The organism is Paenibacillus sp. UNC217MF, from assembly GCF_000686865.1.
Lineage (GTDB): Bacteria > Bacillota > Bacilli > Paenibacillales > Paenibacillaceae > Paenibacillus_B > Paenibacillus_B suaedae.
In genome coordinates, this window is sequence record NZ_JMLT01000003.1 from 524,520 (window position 1) to 547,237 (window position 22,718).

20 protein-coding genes and 1 pseudogene are annotated in these 22,718 nt (G+C 49.2%); 7 read left to right on the forward strand and 14 right to left on the reverse strand.

Features of this window, described 5'->3' with window-relative positions; translation table 11 throughout:
• Positions 1–37 precede the first annotated feature (37 nt).
• The 3 genes from BP95_RS0102515 to BP95_RS0102525 all read left to right on the forward strand — a co-directional run bounded on the left by BP95_RS0102515 (position 38) and on the right by BP95_RS0102525 (position 4,894).
• Positions 38–1,774 (forward strand): cache domain-containing sensor histidine kinase, encoded by a 1,737-nt coding sequence (locus BP95_RS0102515; protein ID WP_021256880.1) that lies wholly within the window; start codon positions 38–40, stop codon positions 1,772–1,774.
• A complete protein-coding gene (locus BP95_RS0102520; RefSeq protein WP_028531321.1) occupies positions 1,771–3,279 on the forward strand; it encodes a response regulator in 1,509 nt (502 codons plus the stop codon). Before BP95_RS0102515 ends, BP95_RS0102520 begins: the two co-directional genes overlap by 4 nt.
• A 151-nt stretch (positions 3,280–3,430) precedes the next feature.
• Positions 3,431–4,894 carry a stalk domain-containing protein gene (locus BP95_RS0102525; protein WP_028531322.1) on the forward strand — a complete coding sequence of 488 codons (1,464 nt, stop codon included), beginning with the start codon at positions 3,431–3,433 and terminating at the stop codon, positions 4,892–4,894.
• Between the two features lie 152 nt (positions 4,895–5,046).
• Here the strand turns inward: BP95_RS0102525 and BP95_RS0102530 are convergent, their stop codons facing one another.
• Positions 5,047–6,102, reverse strand: a complete 1,056-nt coding sequence (locus BP95_RS0102530; protein WP_021256883.1) for an LLM class flavin-dependent oxidoreductase — start codon at positions 6,100–6,102, stop codon at positions 5,047–5,049.
• A 361-nt stretch (positions 6,103–6,463) separates the two neighbouring features.
• Between BP95_RS0102530 and BP95_RS0102535 the strand changes: the two genes are divergently transcribed.
• Both BP95_RS0102535 and BP95_RS0102540 read left to right on the forward strand, forming a co-directional pair.
• Positions 6,464–7,717 (forward strand): M48 family metallopeptidase, encoded by a 1,254-nt coding sequence (locus BP95_RS0102535; protein ID WP_028531323.1) that lies wholly within the window; start codon positions 6,464–6,466, stop codon positions 7,715–7,717.
• Between the two features lie 112 nt (positions 7,718–7,829).
• On the forward strand, positions 7,830–8,657 hold the full coding sequence (locus tag BP95_RS0102540) for a hypothetical protein (RefSeq protein ID WP_028531324.1): 828 nt from the start codon (positions 7,830–7,832) through the stop codon (positions 8,655–8,657).
• An 86-nt stretch (positions 8,658–8,743) separates the two neighbouring features.
• On the opposite strand, the gene BP95_RS34165 is transcribed toward BP95_RS0102540, so the two are convergent.
• From BP95_RS34165 to pdxR, 3 genes are all read right to left on the reverse strand, one after another.
• Complete coding sequence (locus BP95_RS34165; RefSeq protein ID WP_036666505.1) at positions 8,744–8,980, reverse strand: aspartyl-phosphate phosphatase Spo0E family protein; 237 nt, start codon at positions 8,978–8,980, stop codon at positions 8,744–8,746.
• A 287-nt stretch (positions 8,981–9,267) separates the two neighbouring features.
• Positions 9,268–9,621, reverse strand: a complete 354-nt coding sequence (locus tag BP95_RS0102555) for a hypothetical protein (RefSeq protein WP_021256887.1) — start codon at positions 9,619–9,621, stop codon at positions 9,268–9,270.
• 161 nt (positions 9,622–9,782) lie between these two features.
• Complete coding sequence (gene pdxR / locus BP95_RS0102560; RefSeq protein WP_028531325.1) at positions 9,783–11,267, reverse strand: MocR-like pyridoxine biosynthesis transcription factor PdxR; 1,485 nt, start codon at positions 11,265–11,267, stop codon at positions 9,783–9,785.
• A 131-nt stretch (positions 11,268–11,398) separates the two neighbouring features.
• Between pdxR and BP95_RS0102565 the strand changes: the two genes are divergently transcribed.
• Positions 11,399–12,028, forward strand: a complete 630-nt coding sequence (locus BP95_RS0102565) for a pyridoxamine 5'-phosphate oxidase family protein (RefSeq protein WP_028531326.1) — start codon at positions 11,399–11,401, stop codon at positions 12,026–12,028.
• Positions 12,029–12,249: 221 nt separating this feature from the next.
• Here BP95_RS0102565 and BP95_RS0102570 read toward each other — a convergent pair whose 3' ends face one another.
• From BP95_RS0102570 to hppD, 10 genes and pseudogenes are all read right to left on the reverse strand, one after another.
• On the reverse strand, positions 12,250–12,459 hold the full coding sequence (locus BP95_RS0102570) for a TetR/AcrR family transcriptional regulator (protein WP_028531327.1): 210 nt from the start codon (positions 12,457–12,459) through the stop codon (positions 12,250–12,252).
• Positions 12,460–12,577: 118 nt separating this feature from the next.
• A pseudogene (locus BP95_RS29415) lies at positions 12,578–13,683 on the reverse strand (NADH:flavin oxidoreductase).
• Positions 13,684–13,924: 241 nt separating this feature from the next.
• Entirely contained in the window at positions 13,925–15,103 is a 1,179-nt protein-coding gene (locus tag BP95_RS0102580; protein WP_028531328.1) for an acetyl-CoA C-acetyltransferase, read from the reverse strand.
• A gap of 213 nt (positions 15,104–15,316) precedes the next feature.
• Positions 15,317–16,435, reverse strand: a complete 1,119-nt coding sequence (gene hisC, locus BP95_RS0102585; protein WP_028531329.1) for a histidinol-phosphate transaminase — start codon at positions 16,433–16,435, stop codon at positions 15,317–15,319.
• A gap of 20 nt (positions 16,436–16,455) precedes the next feature.
• Positions 16,456–17,130 (reverse strand): 3-oxoacid CoA-transferase subunit B, encoded by a 675-nt coding sequence (locus tag BP95_RS0102590; RefSeq protein WP_021256894.1) that lies wholly within the window; start codon positions 17,128–17,130, stop codon positions 16,456–16,458.
• Positions 17,127–17,855 (reverse strand): CoA transferase subunit A, encoded by a 729-nt coding sequence (locus BP95_RS0102595; protein WP_028531330.1) that lies wholly within the window; start codon positions 17,853–17,855, stop codon positions 17,127–17,129. Before BP95_RS0102595 ends, BP95_RS0102590 begins: the two co-directional genes overlap by 4 nt.
• A gap of 46 nt (positions 17,856–17,901) precedes the next feature.
• Positions 17,902–19,089, reverse strand: coding sequence for a homogentisate 1,2-dioxygenase (locus BP95_RS0102600; RefSeq protein ID WP_028531331.1), 1,188 nt, complete (start codon positions 19,087–19,089; stop codon positions 17,902–17,904).
• A gap of 51 nt (positions 19,090–19,140) precedes the next feature.
• Complete coding sequence (locus BP95_RS0102605) at positions 19,141–20,076, reverse strand: fumarylacetoacetate hydrolase family protein (RefSeq protein WP_021256897.1); 936 nt, start codon at positions 20,074–20,076, stop codon at positions 19,141–19,143.
• Positions 20,077–20,101: 25 nt separating this feature from the next.
• Positions 20,102–20,713 (reverse strand): flavin reductase family protein, encoded by a 612-nt coding sequence (locus BP95_RS0102610; RefSeq protein ID WP_028531332.1) that lies wholly within the window; start codon positions 20,711–20,713, stop codon positions 20,102–20,104.
• A gap of 30 nt (positions 20,714–20,743) precedes the next feature.
• Complete coding sequence (hppD, locus tag BP95_RS0102615) at positions 20,744–21,856, reverse strand: 4-hydroxyphenylpyruvate dioxygenase (protein ID WP_021256899.1); 1,113 nt, start codon at positions 21,854–21,856, stop codon at positions 20,744–20,746.
• 322 nt (positions 21,857–22,178) lie between these two features.
• On the opposite strand from hppD, the gene BP95_RS0102620 reads away from it, so the two are divergent.
• The gene (locus BP95_RS0102620; RefSeq protein WP_021256900.1) at positions 22,179–22,475 is read left to right on the forward strand and encodes a YerC/YecD family TrpR-related protein; all 297 of its coding nucleotides are present in this window, start codon (positions 22,179–22,181) and stop codon (positions 22,473–22,475) included.
• The last annotated feature ends 243 nt before the right edge of the window (positions 22,476–22,718 follow it).

The window sequence follows — 22,718 nt, forward strand, 5'->3', positions numbered from 1 at the left end:
ACCTATCCTTTAACTTAAGTGAAGGAGGCTGGCGATTATGGCTGCATTCAAGTCACTACGATCCAAGCTGACGCTCGTATATGGCCTGACCATTGTCACTCCATTTGTCATATTGGCATTTGTTCTTCCCATCTACGCCCAGCACGTGCTCATCAGAGAGACGGAGAAGCTGACGGCAGGAACTCTGCGCGCTATGGCCGGCAATATCGAGACCTATCTGGATGATTTGGAACGGCTGACGGCTTCCCCTTATCTGAATGACAATGTCATACAGGCGCTGAAAATTATTGCCGACAATGTATATGAACATGCAAGCGCATACACGAAGCTTCAGACGGATCGCGCCTTAACAGGCACATTGCCCAATTACTTAATCAATACCCGCAAAGATATTCTCAGCACGCTCATCATTACGATGAACGGGAAAGCCTACCTCACAACCAAGAACAGCAGCATTGACCTCGTTCCCGACTTTCCGTTCCAGTACGAATTATGGTATCAAAAAGCAGTGAAAAGAGATGGGAAAGCTGCATTCATCAGTTCTCATTCGCAGACCTACTTAACGAACCCGTCCAACATTCAGGTATTCTCCGTATCCCGATTAATTAAAAATCCAGAATCCGGCCAGCCGCTCGCGGTCATATCTGCCGATGCAGATACGAATGTACTCGATCAGATCACGAAGGACATTCCATTTAACGTTAGTTCTGTCGTCGCAATTACGGATGACATGGGAAATGTAATCTATTCAGGCAAGCCGCTGACCGAGGAAATGCTCAAACAACTTCAGACTCGAGGGAATGAAGACGTACGGAACACCGGATTCGTGACCGTAACCCAGACTATCAAGCCAGCAAATTGGGAAATCACCGTATTCTTATCCAATGACGAGCTTAAGCAGAAGGTGCATTGGATTTACATTACGGCAGCACTCATTTCGATTGGCGGCCTCATTGTCACTTTTTTCGTATTCCGCTACTCATCGCAATGGATCGTTAAACCGATCACGCAGATGAAAGAAGTGATGATAAAAGTGCGCAATGGAAATTTGCAGGCACGTTATGAAGGGGCAGGATCAGACGAGCTGTCTTACCTTGGGCATTCGTTAAATAAAATGGTCATCCAGCTCGATGAGCTCATTAATCGCGAGTATAAAGCGGTTCTGGCACAGCAGCATGCAGAATATCGAGCCTTGCAATCGCAAATTCAGCCCCATTTTCTATACAACGTGCTGTCTGGATTCATCGGGTTGAACCGCATCGGCGATACGAAGAGTCTGGAAACGGCCATTCTTTCACTGAGCGGCATGCTGCGCTACATTCTAGAGGATAATCAATGGACAACGGTCGAACACGAATTCAAGTTTCTAACCAAATATGCGCTGCTGCAGCAGCTTCGCTTCCAAGACAGGCTGACGATTCATATTCACTATGATGATGAAGCTGCTGAGTGCCGTATTCCAAAACTGCTCATCCAGCCTCTATTGGAGAACGCCGTCATCCATGGCATTGAACCCGATGATCAAGATCACACCATTCACGTGTCCGCTTCCATCAAGCAGCAAGACAACGACCCGCTTATCTGTATCGAAGTGCGTGACGACGGTGTTGGATTCGATGCGAAGGCGATGCAATCTCAAGCACATGTTGGTCTTGCCAATGTAAATTCGCGATTGAAGCTCGTCTACCCGAACGCACAACTGAGCATTGTAAGCGAGCCTCATATCGGTACTTGCGTAACGATTCAGATTTCGAAGGAGGACAGCTTATCATGAGGATTTTAGTGGCAGACGACGAGGCCTTGGTAAGAGCCAGTTTGCGAAGTATGCTGGCTGAATTGAACTTGCCTGTCCACGTCATCGGAGAAGCCCGTAACGGAGAAGAAGCCCTTCGGTATGTGGCAGAGCGGCAGCCAGACCTTGTGTTCGTCGATATTCGGATGCCGAAGTTGAATGGTCTGGAGGTCATCGCGCAGAGTCGGGATAACTCCCCTCATACGAAGTGGATTATTGTAAGCGGCCATTCGGAATTCCAATATGCGAAGGAAGCGCTGCGTCTTGGCGCATGCAATTATTTATTGAAGCCATTCAGTCTCGATGAGCTTCAGGATAGCCTAATCCGTGCGCAGGAAATCCATGATGCACATATCTTGGATCTCAATCGCCAGCTTGAACATGCCATTCTTTCTTGTATGCATGGCAGCAGCGGCAATCAAGCAAACCTATGTCAGCTTGGGGCACGGCGATACAAAGTCAACGTGTTCTATTTCGACGGCTGTCTCTCAGAGCAAGAGACGCTTTTGCGGCAGCAGCAGTTCCATGAGCAATTGCAATTGCTGATCCGTAATCAATCTCTAACCACCAGTCTCCATGCCGTCGCATTACCTTTCACTGACGGAAATCCTGCAATCGTATGGTCATGGCCAGTTGCACACCAGCAACATGCGGCGGAGTTTCAAAAGGAGATGGAGGATGCTATGCAGCAAATGTTACAACATGAGCCTACTTCCGATCCCACTCCTATCATTACTACCGTTCAGATCGAAGAATGCGTGAGCCTCCAAGAAGTAGCACAGAAGGTGGAAGAACTTCAGCGAATCGCTCCCCTTCGCATGCTGTTCCCGATGGAGCACACGTTGGCACTTCACGCCCTACTCGAATTGGATCAGCAGCATGAATGGCTCTCTATAAGTCATCTCGGGGAGAGGGTATGCCGATCATTCCGTCAGCAAGACTATCACGGTTATTCTAAAGCCATCGTGTGCATGGAAAAAGAACTTCGCAGATTGTGTGGAACACACTTGGCAGATCTAGCCCTTGTTCATCGGATTCAAGAATCCATATCCTATTCGATTGGAATATCGATAGACAAGATAGAAGATCAAGAATGCTGGTTTGTGCAATTGAAAAGTCTCGGGGATCAGATGATAATCCAGCCTCCACGTCATGAAAGCATGAACAAAGATATCGTGCAGCAAGTCGTTGCTTTTGTTGACGAGCACTATATGCATAACATTGGAATGAAGCAAATCGCGGATATGTTCCATGTGACGCCGAATTATTTAAGCAGCTTATTCCATAAGAAGCATGGCACACCATTTCTGAAATATGTAACGGAAACAAGAATGTTGAAAGCGAAGGATCTGCTGCTCAAGGAGCCTCATCTTAAAGTGCAGGAGGTTGCCGAAGCCGTCGGTTATTACAGTGCACGCCATTTTGCAAAGCTGTTCCGGGACTATTATGAGTGCTATCCATCAGAGCTTAAAGAACAGGGAAAATGAAGAAGAGACGAGTTAAGTTTATGAAAATAAAACTGACGGAGAAAAAATTCCATGTTAACAATAACAAATTGGCAACTTTATACGAATTTGGATCGTTAATATATTGATCTACTATATTACTAAATCCCTCTTACTAGGAAGGAGAAAACGTATGCAACCATCCATTACACGCGACTCTCTTACTCACACGACCTCATCACGACACATACATACCTTTCGATTGCTGTCTGTCGTTCTCACATTTATGATTCTCTTCACCGCATCGTTATCATCGACTGCTAGTGCTGCCTCAGCAGCCAATTCCACAAAAGAATCGCTGCCAAAATTCATACAAGTCGAGGGAGGATATTATTATTCCATCGCGCTGCGCAGTGACGGCTCTGTATGGGCTTGGGGACGCAATCTCAATGGGGAAATGGGCATCCAAGAAACAGTGACCATATACGACTCCTATCCGATTCGACTATTTGAACTGACAGACATCCGTCATATCTCAACAAGCGGAGAAGGTTATCACTTGGCCACAAAAGCCGATGGAACCGTATGGACATGGGGTGCCTCAGGAGACTCTAAAGACGGCCGCCAGCATTCCATTCTGCCACATCAGATTCAAGGAATAAAGCATGCCGTTTCCACAACCGCAACATCCAATAGGGGTGCAGCAGTTCTCAATGACGGGACGGTGTGGTACTGGCCGCGTGCAAAAGGAACAGAGACAGCTCCTGTGAAGCCCGTGCAAGTGAAAGGCCTATCCGAAGTCATCCAAATTGAATCCTCCACAAATAAAATGTATGCAGTAAAAAAAGATGGTACGGTGTGGAGTTGGTCAGATGCAGCAAAACCAACAAAAATCCAAGGACTTTCTGATATTCGCATGATCTCTTCCGGTCATTCCCTGCTTGCTCTCAACAAGAAGGGAAAGGTCTGGAGAGTGAAGGAACAAGGGAAGCCTGTCGCCGTTCAGCCCAAGCTGACAATAAAGTCCATTCGCGCTTATGACGATTACGAACTATTATTAACGACTTCCGGTGAAGTGTACAGCAATGGAGGACGAACACCGACTGGAAAGCAGGGAAAAGTAAACGGTTTGCCTAAAGTTACGGCGATAGCCGCAGGAGCATTCCACAGTCAAGCTATAGCGGAAGATGGGAACGTATGGGGCTGGGGTGGAAATATGTTTTCTTCGATCGGGACAACGAAGAAATTTAAAGACAATATGGTCTATAGCCCTGTTCCTGTAGAACGTACGGCAGACATTTACGTCAATGGCAAGCTCATCAACTCCAGGTATCCTTCTTTCATTCAAACCAATACCGTGCTTCTCCCCGCAGCGACAGTCGCGGCGGCACTCGGTACGAAGCTGCAGTTCAATGCGGAATACGGTGTTGCAATGCCTTACTCCATAACGTATAAGAGCCGAACGTTGTCCTTCGGATATGAACAAGATCGCATTGTTTATGACGGTGGGTTCATTGATCGTGAGAAACCGTTAGTTGGTGCAACTGGTACTACCTCCATACCTTATCAGTTGTTAGAAAAAGGACTTGGTCTTCACGTGACCTGGAATCCCAAACTGCAGCAAATTCATATCGACGATAAAGCATCGGACAGATGATTACCAAAACTGAGGATATCGATGGCTGATTCAAATGAACAAGCATGCATTTCCATAAACCTACATATGTATTGGCTGGGTTACGGGAAACTACGGTTAGAAACGATAAAAAAGACGCTGCCTCATTCAGGCAGCGTCTTTTCGCATCCAGCTCAACCTTGATTTTGTTCCCAGCGTGCTACTTCTTCTCTGACACGCGGCGCAACTTCCGTTCCGAACAGCCGTATCGCTTCCATAACCTCTTCGTGAGGCATAGTGCCATGCGGCATATGCAGCATGAATCGCGTAACCCCTACATGCTTACGGAGCTCGATAATTTTTTGGGCTACCGTCTCGGGATCGCCAACATAGAGAGCACCCTCAGGGCTGCAAGCCGCGTCGTAATTCGCTCTCGTATAAGGAGGCGCTCCTTTTTCCTTCGCTCTCACATTCGTTCTTGCAAATGTGGACGGGAAGAACGTCTCGATTGCTTGCTTCTGCTCCTTCGCGACAAATCCATGAGAATGCGATGCAATCGTTAGACGGCTTACATCGTGGCCTGCTTCCGCAGCAGCTTTCTTGTATAGTTCAGCCTGAGATGCATAATCAAGCGGCTTCACTGGTCCGATGATCGCCAAAACGAATGGAAGTCCCATCTTCCCTGCTCTGACCGCGGATTCCGGACTTCCGGCGCTTCCAATCCACACTGGCAATTGCTCCTGCACAGGACGCGGATAGATGCCTAGTTCATGAATCGCAGGGCGATGCTTCCCGCTCCAGTTCACCTTCTCCGACTTCTGAATCTGCAGCAGCAAATCCAGCTTCTCATCGAACAGCTCTTCATAATCGTTCAGATCACAACCGAACAAAGGGAATGATTCCAGAAACGAACCACGACCAACCATAATTTCTGCACGACCATTAGAGAGGCCATCCACAGTTGCAAAGTCTTGAAATACACGCACAGGATCGGTAGACGACAGGATCGTCACTGCGCTTGTCAGCCGAATTCTTGTCGTCTGAGTTGCTGCTGCAGCTAATACAACCGCAGGAGAGGATGCCGCAAAGTCCGGACGATGATGCTCCCCTATCCCATATACATCCAGCCCTACCCGATCTGCGAGGATCATCTCCTCGACCACTTGCCGCAGCCGCTCTGCGTGGCTAATCGTGATTCCGGTATTCACATCAGGCGTAGTCTCAACAAACGTGCTTATACCTAGTTCCACTATCCATTTCCTCTTTTCCATTGATGTTCATGTCGATGTTCATGTTCATATTTACGCACATAGTAGACGGTATATTAATTTATCACTTATTTTCATGATTTCATAGGTTGGAAATGGGATTTCCATTTATTCTCTGTATATAAAAAAGAAATCGAGTTCCATCGTACATGGAACCCCGAATGGCAGCGGCACTATATTCATGAAGAAACGCAGCATCGTTAATTTTTATTATGACAGAACTATAATGTTGATCAGACGTCAGATTGCCCCTCCCTAATTTCCCATGCGATTCACGTTTTGGTGTCATTTACCGATACATGATAAGGAAGCTTTTATGAATCCTTCATGTTGGAGTGAGAAAATGACCAATCAAACGACGGAATACTGCCCGGAATGCGGGCACAAAATGGAATCCGTGCCGGGGTATGTTACCTGGTGCGAGGAATGCAATTGGAACATCGATCCGGACTGGCGCCCCATCTCTTCACTAGGCCTTGTGGAACGGCTCAATTACCGCATGGGAGTCAAAAAATCACAGCTATTGCTTGAGGAGAATCTGCATACTGATCGGATTACGTATCCCTTAACCTGGCGTAAAGCGCTCGCTTATTTGTTAGCCGGAAGTATCCTTGCAGGTACCTTCAGTCTACCGATTATTGCGGTGTATTGGTTTTTTTATAGCAATTCGTTATTGCTTACTATGCTTGCCATTGTCCCGTTTCTACTATTCATCGGCTTAATGCTGCCCTCCAGGTGGAGACTGTCGGGCCAGCCTCTGCGGCGGGAGGAATATCCCGGATTGTATCGTCTCGCCGATGACATTGCCGCGGCCGTTCAAGCACCGCCGATCGACGAGATTCGGATGACGAATTCATACAATGCGTACTTTACCAAGTTCGGCCGGCGCCGAACCAAGATCATCGGGATTGGAGTACCTCTATTTTCGGCATTGAGTCTATCGGAGAAGATCGCAATCCTCGCCCACGAGACCGCGCATCATGCGCATAAGGATGTGACCCGTTCCTGGTTTATCGTGTCAGCGAGGCGAATTATGGCTTCGTGGTACGAGTTCGTATATCCATACTGCGAAGAAGGAGAAGTGCTCAGGCCTATCTCCACACCGATGCGATATGCCCAGTTGCAGCTGGCCAATCTGATTTTCATCCTGTATTACGGCCTTGGTATTACGGTCTGGGATGAGAGCCAGCGCGCCGAGTATTTGGCCGACCGAGTCGCGGGCGAGATTGCAGGAACAGATGCCGCATGCTCGGCCTTAAGCAAATCTCACTTCGCTCCCGTATTCTGGCTGACGGCTGAACAAATCGCACGCTACCGCTTTAATTCGGATTTGTTCGGGGAATTCCGCCAAAAGATGGAGCATGTCCCCACAAGCGAGCAGAAACGAATCCAACGGATTCGCGATTCCATCACTGTACAATTGGATTCCACTCATCCGCCGACACCGTACAGATTACAGAGTCTACAGCATCATCAAGTACTGACACCGCGATATGTGCCTGACAGCAACCTGAAAAATCAGCTGGAAGAAGAGTTCGCACGCCTGGAGGAAATAAGTCAGCGCTACTTGCTGAATGATATTCGGGCGGCGTTATGATGGAGCTCGCTATGCACCCGTTATCAACGTCCTTGCACTGATCTCTCCTTCGAACTACAATCGAAAGAGCATCCGTATTCTTTACACTACTAGATTGAGAGAAGGTCCATCTATGAATGACAAGAGCAAAGAGCTATTGCAGCAAGCCTATGTACATGCCAATGATCTATCCAGACACCCTGTCCTCTCTCACTACTGGGATCAATGTTCACTTGTCGTGAAGGGCAGTGTATCCCGCGGCAATTGCGATCAGTATTCGGATATTGATTTTGTGTTCTTCTGTGACGAAGATATTCGACAAGCGATTATCAGCGGATATCGGGAAGCAGGTTTAAGCACGACAAAAGATAACGCATTCCAACCGATTGGAGATTGGGAGGGCCATTATCACTTTGAGTCGTTCACTATGTTAGAAGGATATTACGGGGAAAATAACTATCCGCAGGTGTGGGAATTCCAGCAGGCGATCCCTATTCATGATCCTGAGTCACGATTCAAGCATACAATTGCGCAGCAATCTGCTCACTTCTTGTCCAATCCGATCAAGGTTATCAAGCCTCTATACCTCAGCTTGCAGTTTACGCTCGATTGGATGCGGCATCCGCTGAAGCGCGGCGATGCGATTTCCACTAGTCTGCACTGCTCCAAGATTGTAAGGGAGCTATGTCAGCTGTCCTATATTTTGGATGGAAAGAGCTATCCACATGACAAGTGGCTGTCTACTTTTTTATCTACTACCCGCTTCGGCAGCTTGCAGGAAGAACGGATTGTATCCTATTTAAGCGTGATACCAACTGGAGGGTCGATTACTCCTCATATGGAGCTGAATGAATATCCATGCTATCAGCGAGCATGGGAGATGATTGACTCCGTGATTCGTTTTATCCGCGAGCACTATGGGGATTATCCATGGATTGACGAATGGTACTTATATGGGTAGTTTGTACCTTACCAAGTGGTATACCCAGTTGTTGTATTGATGTCTACAGAGTCTAAAGAGTCGACAGCAGTTTGAGGATGTACGTACTACTCCGCCATCGACTCTTTCCTCTGCTTCTGAGCAGGTACAGCAGAGGTAGAAGTAGAAGCGAACAATCGTTTTTTTTGATAATCCAGCAAATACACATCTAATTCCTGACTAATCCTCACAACCTCATCATCTTTGAAATCGTTCTTTTCATTGACAATCGAAATAAGTTGCTTTTTAAGTCGTTCGATTTTCTCAAGCATTTGAAGATCATGGGGGCAGTGAAGATAACACATTATGAATCACCTCGCATAATCGGTGTGTAAATGAAGAACATCCCGAATGCTGATTGCAAATCTAGCAACCTACTAGCCTTCTCCATGTTGTCTACTCTATCGATGACGCTCATATATTTCGTTTCTTCTTATACGTTGAATATATGTAAAATGTTTCCTGAAAAATAAATGAATTTCGATTTTCAGATACATTCCCTCCATGAGCATCGTTTGCTCCATACAGCAAAAAGACATCGACAGTATCCTTGCTTTGCCGATGCCCTCTACTTCGATTTTCCCGAAATCAATTACTTTTTATCCACATGAAGCAATACCTTCGGATGCACGCTGTACGTGTCTGAAATGCTCTCATCTGAAATGACACCTAGTTGTATCAAGCTCTTTATCTTCGCAGTATCCGGCTTGGACAGCAAGCGCCATACTTCCGGGTCAGGCAGAGCCGCATACAGCTTGGCATCATCATATTGTCTATACTGTTGCTGAACCAGCTTCACATGCAAATTGCCCACGTCTATCTCTGACTCTCCCTGCTCTTCACAGTATTGAATAATATCGTTTCGCAGCGCCGACAGCTCATCCTCAATTTCCTTTTGCTGCTGCTTCAGCTTATAATATCTCTTTATCTTCTCATTCTCGATCATTGGATCACGCTCCCTCCTTGCACTGTATGCAGGGTGAAGCCGATCTAAGACCGTGTAACCCGGAAAGCGTAAAATTCGATTCGCACACAAGGGAAGACAATCTGTTCGTTCTCCTCAACACTTCGCGCTATCTATTCTGTCTGCTAAACTGACACTTGCCTTCATCCTTCCACCACCAGACTCGCCCAAATCTCCTTCATCTTCATAACCCCATAAATCATGTCCTCTTCAGACATTCGAGGGAAATAAAAGTACGCACCATACTGATTCATACCTTCACCAGTTTCTTCCTGAATGCAGGTATCAGACCAGTAAATGCCTTCTTCCGAGCACTTTGTACGAAACGTGACATATTGCTCTATGCTGCCTCGCCACCATCCGAAAATGCTTAATCCGGCATCCGCTTCGATCCAATGGAACAAGTGCGATACATGTGCCGTCAACAGATCCTGCAGCAGCTTGAACTTCTTCCCATACACCCGCTTCATTCTTCGTAGATGCCGTTCATATTGGCCATTGTGCATCCAAGAAGCCAACGTGCGCTGCTCCAGCAAGTTGCTCGGATTCGGCTCGAATACCCCCTTCGCTTTAACGAACACGGCGACGAGCGATGTCGGCACAACCGCATAACCGATGCGTATATGTGGGAGCAGCGTGTTGCTGAAGCTTCCGATATAGATGACTCGACCCTCACTATCTAACACTTTCAACGGCTCCAGCGATTTGCCCCGATGACGGAACACGCTGTCATAATCGTCTTCCAAAATGAGCGCATTGTTCTCCGAAGCCCAAGCGAGCAGTTGCTGACGGCGCTCCATTGTCAACACAGCCCCTGTCGGAAACTGGCGGTTAGGCGTCACAAGAAGCAGCTTAGCCTGCCAATCATACGGTATTATCCCCTGTCCATCAATAGGTGCATGAACACAGCTCGCCCCTAGCGTCTGAAAGATATGTATGGCTCCCGTATATCCCGGATTCTCAACAACTACGCGATCCCCAGGACTAATGAACAACTGTGCCGTCAAAGCGAGTGCCTGCTTCGAACCATTGAACACAATCACCTGACTCGGATCAGCAGCTATGCCCCGTGCTCGTCTTATATATTGGGCAATACTGTCTCTAAGCCTATCATCGCCTAATGTGGACACCAATCGGTTCATTCGGTCACTGCTGTGCAGCAATCTGGCCTGCGCATACAAGCTGCGATTCCACTCTTTATCCGGAAACCATTGTGTACCAGGACCGAACTCTTTGAAATTCGCTACTCTCAAGCCGGCCTTGATGCGTATTCCGCTATTTTCATCCCGCCGTTCCTCGATCTCCTTCAGACGCATCCCCCAGTCGGACAATACGTTCAGCTCTTGACAGGGAGTATCAATTCCTCTCTTGGTTGAGGGCTGGAACGCAACAAAGGTTCCCTTTCCCACCCCGCTTGAAATATAACCTTCAGCAGACAACATATCGTACACCTCATTGACAGTTCCCCGAGATAGCCCGAACAGGGCAGCCATTTCCCGGCTCGATGGCAGTCTTGTATCCTTTACAAATACTTGTGCGGCAATGGAATCTCGGATGGCATGATACAGTGCGAGGCGTTTGGATGGATATTGATCCAGATAGGAATGGTAAGGAATGTGGAATTGCATAGACTTATCCTCCGTCACCAATGGTCTAGTAAAACTAATCTAAATTGGATCTTTTTCATTGTCAATTCGTGAGGTAAGCTAAATACTACACAAACAAGATCGAATGGAGTAATCGGAGGAGGTCTTTGTTAATGCGAAGAAAAGAATTCGAAGTCATGGACACAGTGGAAACCGAGCAATTTATGCAAGAAATGAGCTTTGGCATTCTCGGGACGATCAATGAGGATGGATGGCCAGAGCTTACCCCGCTTAATTTTGTATATCACAACGGCTTTATTTATTTTCACGGCAGCGTATCAGGACGCAAGATGAAGAACATCAAGGCAGATCAACGTGTTACATTCTCTGTGGCGAAGGAGTACGCAATCATTCCCTCCTATTTCACTGAAGCGAAGCTGGCCTGCCCTGCAACAGCCTTCTTCAAATCGGTTCTGATCAAAGGCCATGCGGAAAAGGTGTCGGATCTAACAGAGAAAGCGAAAGCATTGACCGCCTTTATGCAGAAGCTTCAGCCAGAGGGAGGCTATGCTCCGATTGATCCGGAGGATCCAGACTATACGGGTCAGATCAAAAGCACCTCCGTTGTCCGCATCAACGTGCATGAGTTATCAGCCAAGTATAAATTCGGACAAAATATGAAAGAAGAGAAATTTGAAATCGTGACGAATGGTCTGCTGGAACGAGATAAAGACTTAGACAAGGAAACCGTAGCCATGATGGAAGCACTCTGTCCGTATCATCGGATGAATGACGGCGATTAGAAATGACGAATTCTCAGATGAAATAAGACACTAGAAATAAAGCCCTGTTGGATTTTATGTAAAATGGAAATCTTCGCGACACCATTTGTACAGAATAAACCAACAGGGCTATTCACAATTTTTCATTATTAGAGTGCACAGCTTTAAGACGATTTATCAGGAGTGTATAGTGTCTTGCAAACAGCCAACGACTAGAAGAGATAGATATGTAGTAGTTTTGTCTATTGGGAACTCGATACGGTCGTATCTAGAAGTGGAAAATCAACATAATGGTACATCAAACCGCGCGCCAGTCCGGCCTTTGCAGCGATATCACCAACCTCGGCAGCTGAATATCCTTTATCTGCATACACAAGTATGGCTGCTTGCAATATTTCTTGTTTTCGCTGTTTTCGAATTTCTTCGTCCTGTTCCTTTGTACGTGGAGACAAGAGAAACCCTCTTTTCATTGACATTCATGTCATCCAAAGTTATACAAGTATTCATAATAACCATCAACGTAGAGGATGTTTCCAAGAGTGGCTTCTTTTGACGTAGGAAACGAACATATTAGAATAATACCTTTGACGCTTCTTTGGTAAAAGGAAGCAGCTCATCCACACTTCCATCACGTATTTTTGCAGCCCATGCGGGATCGACGAGCAAAGCCCGGCCTATCGCTACCAAATCAAATTCATCTTGCTCAAGTCTCTCGATCAAGCCGTCAATGTTTACATTCTGAGCCCCTTTACCCTCCGCAAAGAAACTTAAAAATTCACTGTCTAATCCCACAGAGCCTACAGTTATTACAGGTTTTCCTGTAATCTTCTTCGTCCATCCAGCTAAATTAAGAGAAGAACCTTCGAATTCAGGTTCCCAAAAACGTCGAGTCGAGCAATGAAATACATCTACCCCTGCATCTACCAACGGAGATAAAAATTGAGCCAGCTCATCTGGTGTATAGGCCAATTTAGCCGTAAAGGGTCTTATTTTCCATTGAGAGAAACGGAAAATGATCGGGAAGTCTGGGCCAACAGCATCTCTGCAAGCTTTCACAATCTCAACTGCAAAACGCGTCCGTTCTACGATCCCGCCTCCATACTCGTCCTTTCGTTGATTCGTTTGTTCCCAGAAAAATTGGTCGATAAGATAGCCATGTGCCCCATGGAGCTCAATACCGTCAAAGCCAATTCTTTGCGCATCTGCTGCACCTTGAGCAAATGCATCCACTACCATGTCAATTTCGTTCTTCGTCATCGGTTCATTCACCTTCAAGCCATCAGCTGTTATACCCGATGGGCCAATAGGCAAAGCCTCTGGATTCGGCGCTTGCCCAACTGCGCGCTGGGTTCCGACATGCCATAGCTGTGGAATAATTCTTCCCCCCGCCTTATGTACCGACTGAACGATCCTAGACCAACCATCTAGGGCGTCTTCTCCATAAAATCTCGGAATATTCGGGTGTGACGCTGCTGCAGGATGATTAATGACTGTACCTTCCGTTATAATAAGCCCAACACTGCACGACGTCTATAGTACGCCTCCACATCCTCCCCTGGAATACCCTCTGGAGAGAACATGCGCGTCATAGGCGCCATGACAATGCGATTGCTCAGCGTTAGTGGGCCAATCGAGAAAGGTTTAAACAAAGCTTCAACTGATGGGGTTTGCTTCATGCTTTTCCTCCTTTTTTCTTTAAAATATACTGCTTGAGATATACTGCCTTTTATCATTATACAATATTTCACATTTAAACTTGACCACGATGGAGCCATTTTGTCCACATCATCGGATACAGAATAAAGCCATATCATCTTAGACCCTTCACGACTTCATTCATGTTTATTCTTCCTTAGCTCTATCAGACGACAACACCTCCGACTCAATGGGAATCGGAGGTGCTACGTAATGGAAAGGTTACACTTGCTCGACGATGACAGCGACGCCGTGGCCGCCGCCGACACACAAGGTGGCGAGCCCAGTGGCTGCTTGCCTGCGCTTCATGGCATGCAACAGCGTCACGAGGATACGCGCACCGCTGGCGCCAATCGGATGCCCGAGTGCAATGGCACCGCCGTTCACATTGACGATTGCTGGATCGATCCCAAGCTCATTGATGACGGCAATCGATTGGGCGGCGAAAGCTTCATTTATTTCCGCCAGGTCAATATCCGCCAGCGACATGCCCGCCTTCTTTACCGCCGCCTGCGCGGCTGATACAGGGCCCATGCCCATATAGGCTGGATCCACGCCGGTGCAGGCATAGCCGCGGACGCGCGCCAGCACGGACAGCCCAAGCTGCTTCGCCATACGCCCAGAGCAGACCACTAGCGCTGCCGCCCCATCGTTAATGCCGGAAGCATTTCCGGCTGTTACCGTGCCGTCTGGCTGGAATGCAGGCTTGAGTCGGGCCAGGGCAGCAGCCGTCACATCAGGACGGAAATGCTCATCGGCTTCAATCGTCGCCAGCCCCTTCTTGGTTCGAATCTCCACTGGCACGATTTCAGCGGAGAACTCACTGCGCTCCCATGCCTCGCGAGCCCGCTGTTGACTCGTCAGAGCGAAGGCATCTTGCTCTTCTCGCGCAATGCCATATTTCGCCGCAATATTTTCCGCAGTTTTGCCCATATGAATGTCACATATTGAGCAGGTAAGTCCGTCTTTGAGGATGCTGTCCTCAATTACCCCATTCCCAAGCCGGTATCCCGTTCTGCCTTGCGCCAATACATAGGGCGCAAGCGACATATTTTCCATGCCGCCCGCAACAATGAGATCTGCATCATCAGCCTTGATAGCCTGCGCAGCCATGATGACCGCCTTCAAACCTGAGCCGCATATTTTGTTAATCGTAACGGCCGGAACCTCGCAGGGAAGCCCTGCCTTCATTGCGGCCAGACGTGCTGGCCCTTGGCCGCTGCCCGCCTGCAGCACATTGCCCATGATCACTTCATGCACCGATCCCGGCTGCACCCCGGCTCGCACCAGTGCTTCTGTGATAACCCGCGCTCCCAGTTCAACAGCCGGTACTTCGCTCAATCCGCCCATGAACGCACCGATCGGCGTTCGTACAGCGCTTGCAATTACAACGTCAGACAGATCGCCACCCCCATCTGCAATGCATTATTTAGTCACTGATAGTGACTAATAGTCACCGATAGTAACTGATAGACATTGATATTTACTGATAACCATCGATAGTTACTAAGTGCAATAGATAATCATTCAAGTCATCGCTATGCAAACATAGCTCGTTATATCTCAATACAACTTTACGAACATAGGTCAGCAATAAAGAAGCGCCCGATTGGTTCAAACCGATTTGACGCAAGGATCGAGAATATGCCGCAGCGCCTCGATGAACACTTGATTTTCCTGCTCCGTTCCTATGGATACACGAATCGTATCCGGATAGCCAAGCAAACTGCCCGCGCGCACCACCACGCCCCGCTCCAGTAACGAGCGGAATACGTCGTCACCAGAACAATTCAGCTTCACCATCAGGAAGTTGGCGTGCGATGGGTAGCAGGACAGACCCAACTGCTTCAATTCCGCAACCAGCTTGGTTCTCTCCGCCTCATTCCGCCGGGCACAGTCTTCGGCGAACGTCGTATCGTCCAGTGAGGCAAGAGCCGCAGCTTGCGCCATTCGATTCGAATTGAACGGCTCCTTTACCTTGATCAGCTCCTGCACGATGCTCGGATGCATCATACCGTAGCCTGCTCGCAGCGCAGCCAAGCCATAAATCTTAGAGAACGTGCGCAAGATGACCAGATTGGGATAGCTGGCAAGCAGAGGTATGGTCTGTAAGTTGTCCGGGTCGGACACATACTCGTAATATGCCTCGTCGATGACCAGCAAAATATGTCGTGGTACCTGTTCGATGAATGCAAGCAGCTCGCTTCGCCTCACAATTGTCCCTGTTGGATTGTTCGGGTTGCATATGAAGATCATCTTCGTCCTTCTGCCGATCGCCTTCAACATGCCGTCCAGATCATGAACGCCCTCGATGAGCGGCACCGCAATGGGAATGCCGCCCTCAATACGAACGTTCGTATCGTAACGAGGGAATGTGACATCGGCCATTATCGCCTCGTCCCCGGCGGCGATATAGCTCCGCGTCAGTAAACGGATAATTTCGTCGGAACCATTGCCGACAATGAAATATTCAGGCTCCACGCCCAGATGAGCTGACAGCTTCTCCGCCAATTCGGGAGCGGTTCCTTCCGGATACAAGGCGCACTTCTCCATTTCGCGTACAATAGCCTGGGCGGCCAATTCCGAACAGCCGTATGGATTTTCATTAGATGCGAGCTTGATGATATCCGTAAGGCCGAACTCCCTTTTTACCTCTTCAATCGGTTTTCCCGGCACGTACACGCCGAGCGGCTCGATTTCTTTTCTTGTCGGGATCTTGACAGACACTTGCATACACGCTCCTCCTTAGCCCTTTACTCCGATGCCCGAGGCGTTGCGTTCGCCGCGTTCAATGCTGGGCTTATTCGGAACGTCGCCTCGGTTTTGTGACGAATCTCTTCTACGTCAGCTCCTTGCTGTGTCTCGATCAAGACCATGCCTTCTTCGGTAAAATCAAATACGGCCAAGTCGGTAATTAACCTGTCGACGACTCGTTTTCCCGTCAGCGGCAAACTGCACTCGCGCTTGATTTTAGATTCACCATGCTTATTCACATGCTCCATTATGACGACGATGCGCCGGGCACCGTTCACTAGATCCATGGCGCCTCCCATGCCTTTAATCATTTTGCCAGGAATCATCCAATTCGCCAGATCACCCTGCTCCGATACTTCCATCCCGCCCAGAATGGCAAGATCGATATGACCACCGCGGATCATGGCGAACGATTCGGCACTGTCGAAGTAGGACGCCCCTTCCACAGCGCTTACCGTCTCCTTGCCTGCGTTAATCAGATCCGGATCCTCGCTCCCCTCCAATGGGTATGGCCCGATGCCGAGCAGGCCGTTCTCCGAATGGAGCATCACATCGAACTCTGGCGGAATGATGCCTGCAATGAGGGTCGGCATGCCGATGCCGAGATTGACTGTCATCCCATCCGCAATCTCCAGCACTGCTCGCCGCACGATGGCTTGACGTGCATCACTCATGCGAATCCCTCCGTTCCTTGCTGCGTCGCCGACTGGACAACGCGCCGTTCCACCCGCTTTTCATATCCGGTTCCGTGAAGTACCCGCTGCACATAGATACCGGGCGTATGAATATGATTCGGATCCAATTGTCCCGGCTCGACCAGCTCCTCCACCTCGGCAATTGTAATTTTCCCTGCTGCTGCTGCCAGTGGATTGAAATTCTGGGCTGTCTTCCGGTAGATCAGATTTCCGAGCGTATCCCCCTTCCACGCCTTCACGAACGCAAAATCGCCGACAATCGCCTCTTCCATCAGGTATGTTCGGCCGTTGAACTCTTTAAGCTCCTTGCCTTCCGCTATCGGCGTGCCGACGCCGGTAGCCGTATAGAAGGCCGGGATACCGGCTCCGCCCGCGCGAATGCGCTCAGCCAGTGTGCCCTGCGGAACGAGCTCAACCTCCAGCTCACCGTTCAGAAGCTGGCGTTCGAATATTTTGTTCTCCCCAACATATGAGGAGATCATCTTCTTAATCTGGCGGTTCGCGAGCAGGAGACCGAGCCCCCAATCATCCACGCCACAATTGTTGCTCACAACGGTCAGATTTTTTACACCGCTGTCTCTCAGCGCCGCAATAGCCAGCTCGGGGATCCCGCATAGGCCGAATCCACCCACGATCAAGGTAGCGCCGTCCTGAATTCCCTTTATCGCCTCAGCGGCGGAATGCACGACTTTCCTATCCTTCATGCCATGCGCTCCTTTCATCAGCGTATCTTACACCTCATGCTCACACCTACACGGTTCGCGACGCTTCCGGCGAACCCGCGCACCAGCTGTACATGTATTGACTATCCTCGTAGGACAGCGCTTGCTTGACAACGCGCAGCGGACGGAACGTGTCGATCATGACCGCAAGCTCTGTCGTTTCCTTTTTGCCGATGCTGTCTTCGATCTTGCCAGGATGCGGTCCGTGCGGGATGCCTGATGGATGCAAGGTAATGGAGCCTTCCTTCACTCCCTTGCGGCTCATGAAGTTGCCCCTGACATAATAGAGCACCTCGTCGCTGTCTACATTGCTGTGGAAATAGGGGGCAGGAATTCCATCGGGATGATAATCGTATAATCGAGGCACGAAGGAGCAAATGACAAAGTTATTCCCCTCGAAGGTCTGGTGAATCGGCGGCGGCATATGAATGCGGCCCGTTATTGGCTCGAAATCGGCAATATTGAAAATCCACGGGTACAAATACCCATCCCAGCCTACAACATCAAAAGGATGATGGTTGAATATATGCAGATGGATATATCCTCTAGACTTCGTTTTTACTTCGAATTCACCAAGCTGAGCGTAAGTCTCCAGCTTATCCGGCCCGCGGAAATCCCGTTCGCAGAACGGACTATGCTCCAAAAGCTGGCCATGCGGGTTGCGATAGCGCTTCGGCGTTGTAATCCAACTGTTCGTTTCCACGACCAGGAGCTTTGTACGTCCGCCCCCCAGCTCCGGTATGACGCGATAGATCGTGCCGATCGGTATGTTGATATAATCCCCTGGACGGTAATGGAGCGTGCCGAACATCGTCTCCACGGCACCCTCTCCTTCATGTACGAACAACAGTTCATCCCCGTCCCCGTTCCGGTAGAAATAATCCATCGGCTGATTGACATTCGCAGTCGCGATAAGCAGATCCTCATTGCCAAGCATATAGCGTCTGCCAGCGACGGCGTCGTCCGCATCCATGCAATCGCCAGTCAATAGATGTCGGTGGCGAAGCGCTCCCTGCTCTTCGAACTCAATATCGAAGGCGGCATGCACTTCCGCCTTGCTGATAGCCGTCGGCGGATAATGGTGATACAAGATCGACTGAATGCCGGAGAACCCTTTCGTTCCCATCACTTGCTCACGGTACAGGGTGCCGTCCGGCTTGCGGAACATCGTATGCCTCTTTCCAGGGATGTCTCCCATGCGGCGGTAATAGGCCATAACACGAATCCTCCTCTTTCCAATTCAATACCGGTTGAGCGGCTTCTTCGCCTAACCGATGGTATTACGCAGCAAGCCAAGTCCCGTGACCTCTAATTCGACGACATCGCCGGGCTCCAGCCAGCGGTGAACCTCCGGCCCCAGTTCGAGAAGGCAGCCGGTTCCGACCGTACCCGATCCAATAATATCCCCAGGATACAATGTGACGTCTGACGATGCCCGCGCTAGCATGTTCCCGAACGTATAGTGGAGGTCGCGCATATTACCTCGTGACAACTCGGCACCATTAACGCGAGCCGTCATCTCCAAGTCATGGCGCTCGCCTGTACGATACCGTTCGAGCTCGTCCTTGGTGACTAGATAGGGTCCGAGCGAGGTGGCAAAATCCTTGCCCTTGGCCGGACCTAGGCCAACCTTCACTTCCTCCCGTTGGATATCGCGCGCACTCCAGTCGTTCATGATACAATAGCCGAATATATAGGAATCAGCCTCTTCGGCAGTAATATCGCGTCCTTCCTTGCCGATGACGCAGGCCACCTCCAGCTCGTAATCCAGAGCGGAGGTGGCGGTCGGTTTGCGGATAAGCGCGTTCGGGCCTACAATGGCCTGATGGTTGCTAAAATAAAACACCGGGAACTGGTACCATTCCGGCATGATATCAAGTCCCCGTCTCCGCCTCGCCCCGATCACATGTGCTTCGAAGGCGTAGAAATCGCGGACACTCGGCGGCTTCGGAAGCGGCGCGAGCAAGGAGACATCGGATGCCGGATAGATGCCCTTAAGCGAGTGCATCGCCTTCGCATCTGAGCCAAGGCGGCTGTCGATTCGCTCGGCCTCCTCCATATAATCCTCATGGCGGCGCACAAATTCCAGCAATTCGCTCGGCAGCCGCCCTGCACTGACCTCATGCATATCGACGACGCAGCCTTCCCGCAGCCAACCGGAACGCGGCGAGCCGGTTCCAGTGTCAAATGTCACGAACTTCATAGAACCTCCCGCTTTCCGTATACCACTACCTTTTTCTTTCCAATATGAAGGTGTCAGAAGCGGCACGGGTGTAAACTTGGCCGGCCATGCGTCCAATCGGAAGCAGCTTCTCCATGTCGATTTTACCATCGGCATACAGCTCGTCGCTGATATGCATCATTACGACCTTGCCGATAACAAGGCTGCCAGCGCCCGGCTGATCGCCGAAATGCAGGATATCATGGAGAACGCACTCCATGTGAATGGCACTTTCCTGAACCCGGTAGGGGCGAATGAGCTCGCTAGGGATCGGGGTCAAGCCCGTGACTTGAAATTCATCCACCTCAGGATCGAATTCAGCAGCTGTCTCATTCATCGGCTCGACAATCTGTTCCCCAACAATGTTGACCACGAATTCGCCGGTTGCTTCAATATTGACGAGCGTGTCCTTCTTGCATCCGTCCGTCCCTCGGCGCATCGGGGCGAAGCAGATCATAAGCGGATCCGCGCAGATTGCTGTGAAAAAACTGAACGGCGCCAGGTTCGCCATACCGTTCGAATCGATCGTGGACACAAAAGCAATCGGTCGCGGCAGGATGGAGCCTATCATCAGCTTATAAGCGTCTCTCCAATGCAGATCATGCGGTGTAATATTCATGCGGCTTCTACTCCTTCCTGCGGCGCTGGGCTACAAGTTGCCGCGGCGCTCCTGCTCCCGTTCGATCGATTCGAACAAGGCCTTGAAATTGCCTTCGCCGAAGCCAATAGCTCCTTTGCGTTGAATAATCTCGAAAAACAACGTCGGTCTATCGACAAGTGGCTTCGTGAAGATTTGCAGCAAATAGCCTTCATCATCGCGATCCACCAAAATTTTCAATTCCTGAAGCTTGGCAATATCTTCGTCGATGCTTCCAACCCGTTCCGTCAGCATTTCATAGTAGGAATCGGGCGTGTTCAGGAACTCGACCCCGTTCTCGCGAAGCGCCGTAACCGTAGAGACAATATCGTTCGTCAGCAGGGCTAGATGCTGTACACCCGCTCCTTTGTAATATTCCAGATACTCCTGAATCTGCGATTTGCGCTTGGCAGTCGCTGGCTCGTTGATCGGGAATTTAATTCTGCCGCCATTATGCATCACTTTAGACATCAAGGCCGAATATTCCGTGCTGATGTCCTTGTCATCGAAATGAATCATTTGCTTGAAGCCCATCACATTTTCATAGTAAGCTACCCATTCTTCCATTTGTTCCACGTTGCCGACGACATGATCGATGCCGATCAGTCCGGACGATTGATGTGGAAGGGTATCTTCGATGGATTGATAGCCAGGAAGGAACAATCCTTCGTAATTATCCCGCTCGATCAGCGTATGAATCGTATCTCCATATGTGCCTATAATCGCTTTTTTGACCTTGCCGTGCTCATCCGAATATTCGACCGGCTCCATAATGGGAATTCCGCCGCGTGAGACCGCATCCTTGTAAGCCTTTTCAACATTACTAACCCGCAATGCAACATCTTTGACCCCGTCCCCGTGCAATTTGACGAACTCGGCAATTGGATGGTCGTCAGAGAGAGCGCCGGAGAGTACGAACCGAATTTTATTCTGCTCGATTACATACGATACTTGCTCCCGGTTTCCGGTTTCCAGTCCAGAGTAGGCAATAGGGCGGAATCCATACCCTTTTACGAAATAGTGCATCGCTTGCTTTGCGTTCCCTGTATAAAGTTCAATGTAGTCGATTTCTTGAATTGGGAAAATCTCTTTCTCCGTTAATTCGAAAACCTCTTGTCTCTTCATTCAACATCCTCCTACACTCACATGGATTGCTTCCACTGAGAGTATATGATGGATACCAATATCTAGCAAAAGTGTACTCGAACGCGCCCATGCTCCAACGCACGGTGGAAGAACCGCGGCTGAACTGATACGCATGAATTCGGCGGGGATAAACCGCATCGACGCACTATCGCAGTGAGGAAGCAAACAAGTGGAGCGTATCTTTATTGAATTGAATGTGAAAGTTTTTTGAACAAATAGAAGGAAATAGACGTCTTCTTGTCAAAAAGTAAAGCGTAAGCGCATTCGTGGTATTCATTTCGAATTGGAGTTGATCGACGATATGTGTGCCAAGCGTTCCGGCGACCCGGCGATTGAGCAATTGCTGGAGGCCATAATGAAGCTGCAAAGCATTGAGGAATGTTATGATTTTTTTGAGGAATTGACGACACCCAAAGAATTGCAGGCACTGTCCCAACGGTTGGAAGTCGCCAAATTGCTGTTGAACGGCAACACGTATATGGAAATCGAAGCGGAGACTGGCGCAAGCACGGCCATTATTTCGCGCGTCAAGCGTATCCTGCACAATGGCAACGGAAGTTACCGGCTCATGCTCAGCAGACTTGAGCAGCAATCGTAATATAATTCGGTGCTTACAGTGTTACGGGCTCGTCAAAGCCGACACATGTTAAGCGGGGGAGTTAGCACATGTCGGCCTCTCTACCCGTCTTGCTTGACTTTTCGATCCAAATTGGCCGAAGTGCGGTGCAACTGTCGCGCCCCGCATTTTTTTCAGCGTGGGGGACAAATGCTGAATATGACAGTATGCTTATTTTCCGCATCAGCCAGAAAACAACATTTCATTTGCAAGCAGCATTACGCT

What these genes read in the sequence shown, in the direction of transcription:
- BP95_RS0102515 (WP_021256880.1), top strand. Translation starts at nt 38, where the DNA reads ATGGCTGCATTCAAGTCACTACGATCCAAGCTGACGCTCGTATATGGC.
- BP95_RS0102520 (WP_028531321.1), top strand. Translation starts at nt 1,771, where the DNA reads ATGAGGATTTTAGTGGCAGACGACGAGGCCTTGGTAAGAGCCAGTTTG.
- BP95_RS0102525 (WP_028531322.1), top strand. Translation starts at nt 3,431, where the DNA reads ATGCAACCATCCATTACACGCGACTCTCTTACTCACACGACCTCATCA.
- BP95_RS0102535 (WP_028531323.1), top strand. Translation starts at nt 6,464, where the DNA reads ATGACCAATCAAACGACGGAATACTGCCCGGAATGCGGGCACAAAATG.
- BP95_RS0102540 (WP_028531324.1), top strand. Translation starts at nt 7,830, where the DNA reads ATGAATGACAAGAGCAAAGAGCTATTGCAGCAAGCCTATGTACATGCC.
- BP95_RS34165 (WP_036666505.1), bottom strand. Translation starts at nt 8,980, where the DNA reads ATGTGTTATCTTCACTGCCCCCATGATCTTCAAATGCTTGAGAAAATC.
- BP95_RS0102555 (WP_021256887.1), bottom strand. Translation starts at nt 9,621, where the DNA reads ATGATCGAGAATGAGAAGATAAAGAGATATTATAAGCTGAAGCAGCAG.
- pdxR (WP_028531325.1), bottom strand. Translation starts at nt 11,267, where the DNA reads ATGCAATTCCACATTCCTTACCATTCCTATCTGGATCAATATCCATCC.
- BP95_RS0102565 (WP_028531326.1), top strand. Translation starts at nt 11,399, where the DNA reads ATGCGAAGAAAAGAATTCGAAGTCATGGACACAGTGGAAACCGAGCAA.
- hisC (WP_028531329.1), bottom strand. Translation starts at nt 16,435, where the DNA reads ATGCAAGTGTCTGTCAAGATCCCGACAAGAAAAGAAATCGAGCCGCTC.
- BP95_RS0102590 (WP_021256894.1), bottom strand. Translation starts at nt 17,130, where the DNA reads ATGAGTGATGCACGTCAAGCCATCGTGCGGCGAGCAGTGCTGGAGATT.
- BP95_RS0102595 (WP_028531330.1), bottom strand. Translation starts at nt 17,855, where the DNA reads ATGAAGGATAGGAAAGTCGTGCATTCCGCCGCTGAGGCGATAAAGGGA.
- BP95_RS0102600 (WP_028531331.1), bottom strand. Translation starts at nt 19,089, where the DNA reads ATGGCCTATTACCGCCGCATGGGAGACATCCCTGGAAAGAGGCATACG.
- BP95_RS0102605 (WP_021256897.1), bottom strand. Translation starts at nt 20,076, where the DNA reads ATGAAGTTCGTGACATTTGACACTGGAACCGGCTCGCCGCGTTCCGGT.
- BP95_RS0102610 (WP_028531332.1), bottom strand. Translation starts at nt 20,713, where the DNA reads ATGAATATTACACCGCATGATCTGCATTGGAGAGACGCTTATAAGCTG.
- hppD (WP_021256899.1), bottom strand. Translation starts at nt 21,856, where the DNA reads ATGAAGAGACAAGAGGTTTTCGAATTAACGGAGAAAGAGATTTTCCCA.
- BP95_RS0102620 (WP_021256900.1), top strand. Translation starts at nt 22,179, where the DNA reads ATGTGTGCCAAGCGTTCCGGCGACCCGGCGATTGAGCAATTGCTGGAG.